General features: G+C 70.1%; 6 protein-coding genes. 3 read left to right on the forward strand and 3 right to left on the reverse strand.

Annotation, left to right across the window (positions count from 1 at the left end):
• Together ACWDX7_RS28225 and ACWDX7_RS28230 are read right to left on the reverse strand one after the other, a co-directional pair.
• Positions 1-638: DUF6777 domain-containing protein (locus ACWDX7_RS28225; protein ID WP_451752034.1), on the reverse strand; the 638-nt coding region annotated here is incomplete at its 3' end.
• Between the two features lie 650 nt (positions 639-1,288).
• On the reverse strand, positions 1,289-1,738 hold the full coding sequence (locus ACWDX7_RS28230) for a VOC family protein (RefSeq protein ID WP_451493271.1): 450 nt from the start codon (positions 1,736-1,738) through the stop codon (positions 1,289-1,291).
• Positions 1,739-1,846: 108 nt separating this feature from the next.
• Between ACWDX7_RS28230 and ACWDX7_RS28235 the strand changes: the two genes are divergently transcribed.
• The 3 genes from ACWDX7_RS28235 (at position 1,847) to ACWDX7_RS28245 (ending at position 4,853) form a co-directional block, all read left to right on the forward strand.
• Positions 1,847-2,428, forward strand: a complete 582-nt coding sequence (locus ACWDX7_RS28235) for a TetR/AcrR family transcriptional regulator (protein ID WP_451493270.1) — start codon at positions 1,847-1,849, stop codon at positions 2,426-2,428.
• Between the two features lie 210 nt (positions 2,429-2,638).
• Positions 2,639-3,946 (forward strand): tryptophan 2,3-dioxygenase family protein, encoded by a 1,308-nt coding sequence (locus ACWDX7_RS28240; protein ID WP_451493269.1) that lies wholly within the window; start codon positions 2,639-2,641, stop codon positions 3,944-3,946.
• Positions 3,947-4,481: 535 nt separating this feature from the next.
• On the forward strand, positions 4,482-4,853 hold the full coding sequence (locus tag ACWDX7_RS28245; RefSeq protein WP_451493268.1) for a hypothetical protein: 372 nt from the start codon (positions 4,482-4,484) through the stop codon (positions 4,851-4,853).
• Positions 4,854-5,299: 446 nt separating this feature from the next.
• Here ACWDX7_RS28245 and ACWDX7_RS28250 read toward each other — a convergent pair.
• On the reverse strand, positions 5,300-6,135 hold an 836-nt coding region (locus ACWDX7_RS28250), incomplete at its 5' end, for an FAD-dependent monooxygenase (RefSeq protein WP_451493267.1).

Here is a 6,135-nt window from a genome sequence, read left to right on the forward strand (position 1 = left end):
GGTTTGACCGCGACGAGGTCGGTGGACTGGAACGAGGACCACTCCTTGCCGCTGTACGTCTGCTTGCCCTGGACGGCGACGGGCGGGGCCAGGGGGTTGCCGCAGGCGCAGCGCACGCGAGGTACGGCACGCTCGTCGACCAGGACGGGCGTTCCGGCCTGCAGGACCGCCTGGTAACTGGTCGGCGCGCCGCTCTTGTACCCGTGGTTGGTGACCCTGGTGTCCCAGCTCAGCCGAACCGGCGTCAGCGACCGCAGATAGGAGGGGATGTCCGACTGCCGGATCTTCAGGGGGGCGGCGAAGGCCTTCCCCTTGTCCGGGTGCTGCGTGAGGAACTTGATCTGCTTCTCGACGTCGCAGCTCGCGACATTGCGCGTGCCCCCGTACAGCCCCGGGTGCGCGCCGTTGACCTCAAGGGTTCGCGTACCGCTCGTGGCGGCCTTCGGCTTACCGGTGGTGGCGGGCGCGACTTCGACCTCCTCGGAGACCGCGGCCGTGGAGGGCGTGAACGGATCGGGGCCGGCCGCCGAGGCGGCCTGGAGGAAGACCTCTCCGCCCGATGCCTTGTCCCCGCCCATGACGGTGAAGCTGAGGACCACCGCCGTGGCTATGGCCACCGCCGTGCCGGCACTGAACACGGTCCTGCGCGAGCGCCACCCGTGAGCCGCCGCCCCGCGGCGCCGGCCCGGCTCACCGGGCTCGCCGCTGCCGCCCGGCCCGCCCGGCGGAGCCGGAGGTCCCGGCGGGGGCGGGGGTTGTGGTGGTGGCCCCGCCGGTGGGGGAGGCCCGGGCGCCGTGGGCTGCTGATTCACCGGCCGAGCGGACAGCGGACCGGACGGGGGGCCGGTGGGGCGCTCGGATGAAGGAGGCAGGGAACTCACGACAGTCTCCCCCCGACGTAGGGCATCGGGAAAATGATGTTTGTCCGCATTTGCTCGCTCCTTATCGCCATTATGGCTCCACGTCCGGGGGGCCTGGGTCATTCACATTCCGCTTCCGCGAAAAAAGGTGAAGAGGCGGCCGGACCGGCCCCTGCGTTCACGATGTGACGCGGGCGGGGGTCACTTGCTGTGAGTCGTCCCAGGTCTTGAGTAAGCCCCTGGCGCCGGGTCGCGTCATGTCGCGAGTTTTCGGGACTTGACAGGCGCCAGTGGCCCCGCTGGGGCACATGACCTGCTGCCCAGCAGGTTGGACGGACGCACGCAGCGGCAGCGGAAGCCCGGGGAACTCACGCGAAGAGGCTCCCCGGGGCGGCGAGGTGATCCGGTGTGAGGGCCAGGCCCGGGAATCAGGCGCCGGTGTACTGGGCGGCGTACTCCTCGCTGGGCGGGACGACGGTGATGACGTCGATCAGGACACCGTCGGGGGCGGCGACGATGAAGTGGCGCTGGCCGAACTCCTCCGTCCGCAGGGGCAGTACCTCGGGCAGACCGGCCTTCGCCACCAGCCGCTGGTGCTCGCGGTCCACGTCGTCCACCTCGAAGTTCAGCAGCAAGCCGCCCCGCAGCGCGGCCCGGTGCCCCTCGGGGACGGTCGGGTGGGCGTGGTCGAGGAGGGCCAGCTCGTACTGCGGGGCGTCGGGCCGGCGCAGACTGACGTACCAGTCCGCCTCGAAGGTCACCTCGAACCCGAGGTGGCGGGTGTAGAACTCGCGGGAGGCCGCCACATCCCCGGTGGCGAGCACCGGGTAGAAGCCGCCGAGCCCGGCCGTGGGAATGGTGGGGAGTTCGGTCGTCATGGCAGAGCCCTTCGTCTTCACGCGCATCCATTTCGCATACCCGGGGTATGTGAACCGGGGCGTTAGCATACCCCGGGTACGTGGAATGGAAAGGGCGGTGCGCACGTGATGGCGGTCAACCGGGCGGAGCAGCGGGCGGCCACGCGGCAGGCGCTGCTGGCCGAAGGGCAGCGGCGGTTCGCCGCCGAGGGCTACCACCACGTGGTGCTGGCCGAGGTGGCGCGGGCCGCCGGCGTCACCAAGGGGGCCGCCTACCACCACTTCGACAGCAAAGCGGGACTCTTCCGGGCCGTCGTCTGCAAGGTCCAGCAGGAACTGGGGGAGCGGGTCGCGACCGCGGCCGAGCGGTACGAGGACCTCTGGGAGCAGCTCCGGGCCGGCTGCCGGGCCTTCCTGGCGGCGGGAACCGACCCGGCGGTGCGACAGATCCTGCTGGTCGACGCGCCGACCGTGCTGGGCTGGGAGGAGTGGCGGACCATGGACGAGGCCTCCTCCGCCCGGCACCTCGCGGAGGCCCTGGCGGCGCTCACCGCAGCCGGGATCATCGCCGAGCAGCCGGTGGAGCCCCTGGCCCGGCTGCTCTCGGGGGCGATGAACGAGGCCGCGCTGTGGATCGCGCGGGGCGGGGACCCGCAGGCCGCGGAGCAGGCACTCGACCGGCTCCTCGCGGGCCTGCGCACCCCGGCCTGACCCCAGGCGCCCGCACGCCGCGAGCCGCGAGCCGCGGGCCGCCGGCGCCGGGCTCGTCGTGCGGGAGCGCACCGGGCCCTGTCAAGACACGAATACCCGAGACATGACCTGCGGTCTTTCAGCCATGCCTAGTGGAACCGAGTACGCACCTCCGTACCGCGTACCGCGTACCGCCGTACATCGGCAACGACATGGGAGAGAGCAGTGGCGATGACATCTGAGAACAGCACGAAGCGATGCGGACGGGAAAGGACCGGCGGCTGCCCGGGCGTGTGCGCGCTGCGCGAGAAGTGCGGATCCCGTACGTCGGCCCTTCGCGAGGTCGAACACTGGGCGGCCGCCGATCACCTGCCGGCGGAAGCCGACGGCATCTCCCTGGCCCGGTCCCTCACGCAACACGTGCGGTGGACGGGAAAGCACTTCCTGCCCGAGCGCATGGCGCTCCAGTTGAGCGACATCAGGCAGCGGCATGCCACCAACCGCCCGCTCCTCAACGCTTTTCTCGACTGCGTGCTCGACCGACACGAGGGTCGTTTCTGGAATCGCACCTACCTCGCGCTGCCGGTCCTGGAGCTCCTCATGGATCAACGGCATTGCGCGCTGGGTGCGGACCGGATGTCCCTCATGCTCATGTCCGACGTCGTCCGTTTCGAGGTCGGGGCGGCAGGCGCCGCGCGCGAGGGGCCCGGCCGAGACCGGCCGGACCCAGCGACGCTGAGGACACGGGTGCGCCATGCCCTGCGGTTCGTCACGAAGGGCCTCGGCGGCGGCTCGCAGGCCGGAGAACTGCCGTCCCGCAGAACGCGTGCACCCCACTCCCGCCTGGAGGACCTCCTCGATCACCTGCCCCGGCCACCGGCGACGGACGCCTGGCGGTGGTTCGACGTCACCGTCCAGCCCGTCTCCGCACTGCATGACGAGTACTTCTTCATCCGCGTCCTGCAGACCCACGAAATGCTCTTCACCACGCTGGCGGCAGACATGAAGTCGGCCATCGGTGCATTGCGCGCAGGGCAATGGGAGGAAGGCGTAGCGCGAATAGATCATGCGACTGCCGTGTTCGAGCAAGCCGCCGCGCTCTTCCGCGTCATCGCCACGATGCGGGCGGAGCAATTCTCCGCTTTCCGGCAGTACACCCAAGGCGCCAGCGCCATTCAGTCCGAACAGTACAAACGGTTCGAGATCCTGTGCGGCCTTCCGCCCGTCCCGCGCTTGCGCTCGGCCGCCTTCACGAGCGTGCCCGCCGTACGGGCCGAAGCGGAAGCCGCCGGCCACGACACCGTTACCCAGGCCTGTCTCGACCTCCGCGGCGCGGGAGCCTTCGGCCGGGCGCAGTGGAACCGCCTCGACGCGGCGCTCAGCCGGCTGGAAAGCAGGCACCAGAGGTGGAAGTCCGCCCATCGCGGCCTGGCCGTGCGCATGCTCGGCGATGCACACGGTTCGGGGTACACCGACGGCGTTCCGTACCTGACGCGATGCCTGGAGAACCGGCTGTTCGGGCAGCTGGGCGCCCTTTGACCCGTGCTGCTCGCCGGGGGTCACCGCCCGATGGTGTTCACCAGGATGATCGCCAGGAGGTTGGCGAGGATGACGGCGACGACACCGATGATCATGGCCCAGGCCCTGCGCGACTCATCCAGCTGCACACGCCACCTCCCGACCCGCACCTGCCGCCCTTCCGTGCCGGACGCCCGTTACGCGGACCCATCCGGCTATTCGGCCATGATGACCCGCTTCCGCCCGCCCCACACCTCGGGCTGGGGCCGGGCGGGGCACGTGGCGCGGCCCTGCGGACGGGCTCCGAGGTCCGTGCGGCCAATACCTGAGCCTTTCGGGTCCGTCAAGTCCCGAGTCCTCGGAACATGACCCTGCCGGGCCGGTCGGGCTTACTTGAAGCACGGGCCTCGCCGGAAGGGCAAAGAGGCGGAACGGAAAGAAGGAATTCCTCGCCGAGGATGCTCCCTCTCGCCGGATCGCCGGCCGGAAAACGGTCCACCGACTGACACCCGGATTTCCGGGAATACCGAAAACCATTCATCGCTAGGAGAAATTCATGACCCGCACCGTTCACACCCCCAACGACGTCCGTCCGAAGCGGCGCGGCTTCCGCCTCGCGACCATCCTGGCCTCGGGCGCCCTGCTCTCCGGCGCCGCCATCCTGCCCGCCTCCGCCGCGACGGCGACTGCAAAGCCCGCCACGCCGGTCGTCAGCATCGTCGCGGGCCACGACAAGCATGACCACCACGACAAGCACGACCACCACAAGAAGCACAACAAGCACAACAAGCACCACGACAAGTACGACCACCACAACAAGAAGCACAACAAGCACCACGACAAGCACGACAAGCACCACGACAAGCACAACAAGCACAACAAGCACAACAAGCACCACGACAAGCACGACCACCACAACAAGCACTGACAGCGCGACCGGTGACGGCAGGGCGGCGCTCCCGCGACGTGGGGGTGATCGCCGTGACGGTACCGACTGCTGTTCCGCGGTCCGGGTGGGTGGTGAAGCCGACGGCGACGCCACCCACCCGGACCGCCGAGTTCCGCGGAAAGGCGACAAGGCGCGGGTCCGTCTCACCTGCCATACGGGCGCCTTGCTTTGACGTGGGCGTCAATGTCCAGCGTCGTCCCCCAGCGCCTGTGCGGTTGCGAACCAACCGAGGGGACGACATGATCAAGACAGCAGGCGTGGACGACGTCACGGACGCCACCTTCGCCGACGAGGTGCGGCGACTGCTGCAGGAGCTCGAAGACGTGATGTGAGGGCACGCCCGGCTGAGCCCCGCGGGCGGCCCCATCCCCGCCCCGGGCCCCCACCCGCAGCTCCCGCCCCGACGTCCCCTGGGCAGAGTCCCCTCAACCGGCGGCGGGGCCGAACCACTTGGGCAGTTGGCCGAGCAGATCCGCCTGGTCCTCACCCGCCCACGCCACGTGGCCGTCCGGCCGCAACAGCACCGCGGGCACGTCCAGTTCCTCGCTGTCGGCGACGACGTCGACGACGTGGTCGACCCGATCCGCCCAGCCCTCCACCGAGAGCCGGCCGCTCTGGTCGAGCAGCAGGCCGCGGCCGCCGTGCATCAGCTCATAGAGGCGGCCCTGCTTCAGCCGCACGTCCCGCAGCCGCCGGCCGAGCAGGTCGTGGCCCTCGCCGAAGTCGTAGCGGACCCCGACCGCGGTGATCATCTCCGTCAGGTACCGGTTCACCTCCTCGAAGTCCATCAGCTTCGAGAACAACTCCCGCAGCGCGCTCGCACCCGGATCGGTCCCCAGCAGCGTGATCTGCGCGCGGGTGTTCTCCAGTACGCGGGCGCCCACCGGGTGCCGCTCGGCGTGGTAGCTGTCCAGCAGCCCCGGCGGCGCCCAGCCGTTGACCGCGCCGGCCAGCTTCCAGCCGAGGTTGAACGCGTCCTGCACACCCAGGTTGAGCTTCTGCCCGCCGGTCGGCGGGTGGATGTGCGCCGCGTCGCCGGCCAGCAGCACCCGGCCGACCCGGTAGCGCTCGGCCTGCCGGGTGGCGTCGCCGAACCGGGACAGCCAGCGCGGCGAGTGCGCGCCGAAGTCGGTGCCCGCGACCGCCCGCAGCCGCTGCTTGAACTCCTCAGAGGGCGGTTCGTGACTCTTTGAGTGTTTCTGTCGTCGCCTGATGGTGTGGGTGCGGGCGGAATCCGCTGGTCCGCAGCCGGTGGTCTGTT

It is taken from the genome of Streptomyces sp. NPDC003034 (genome assembly GCF_053591375.1).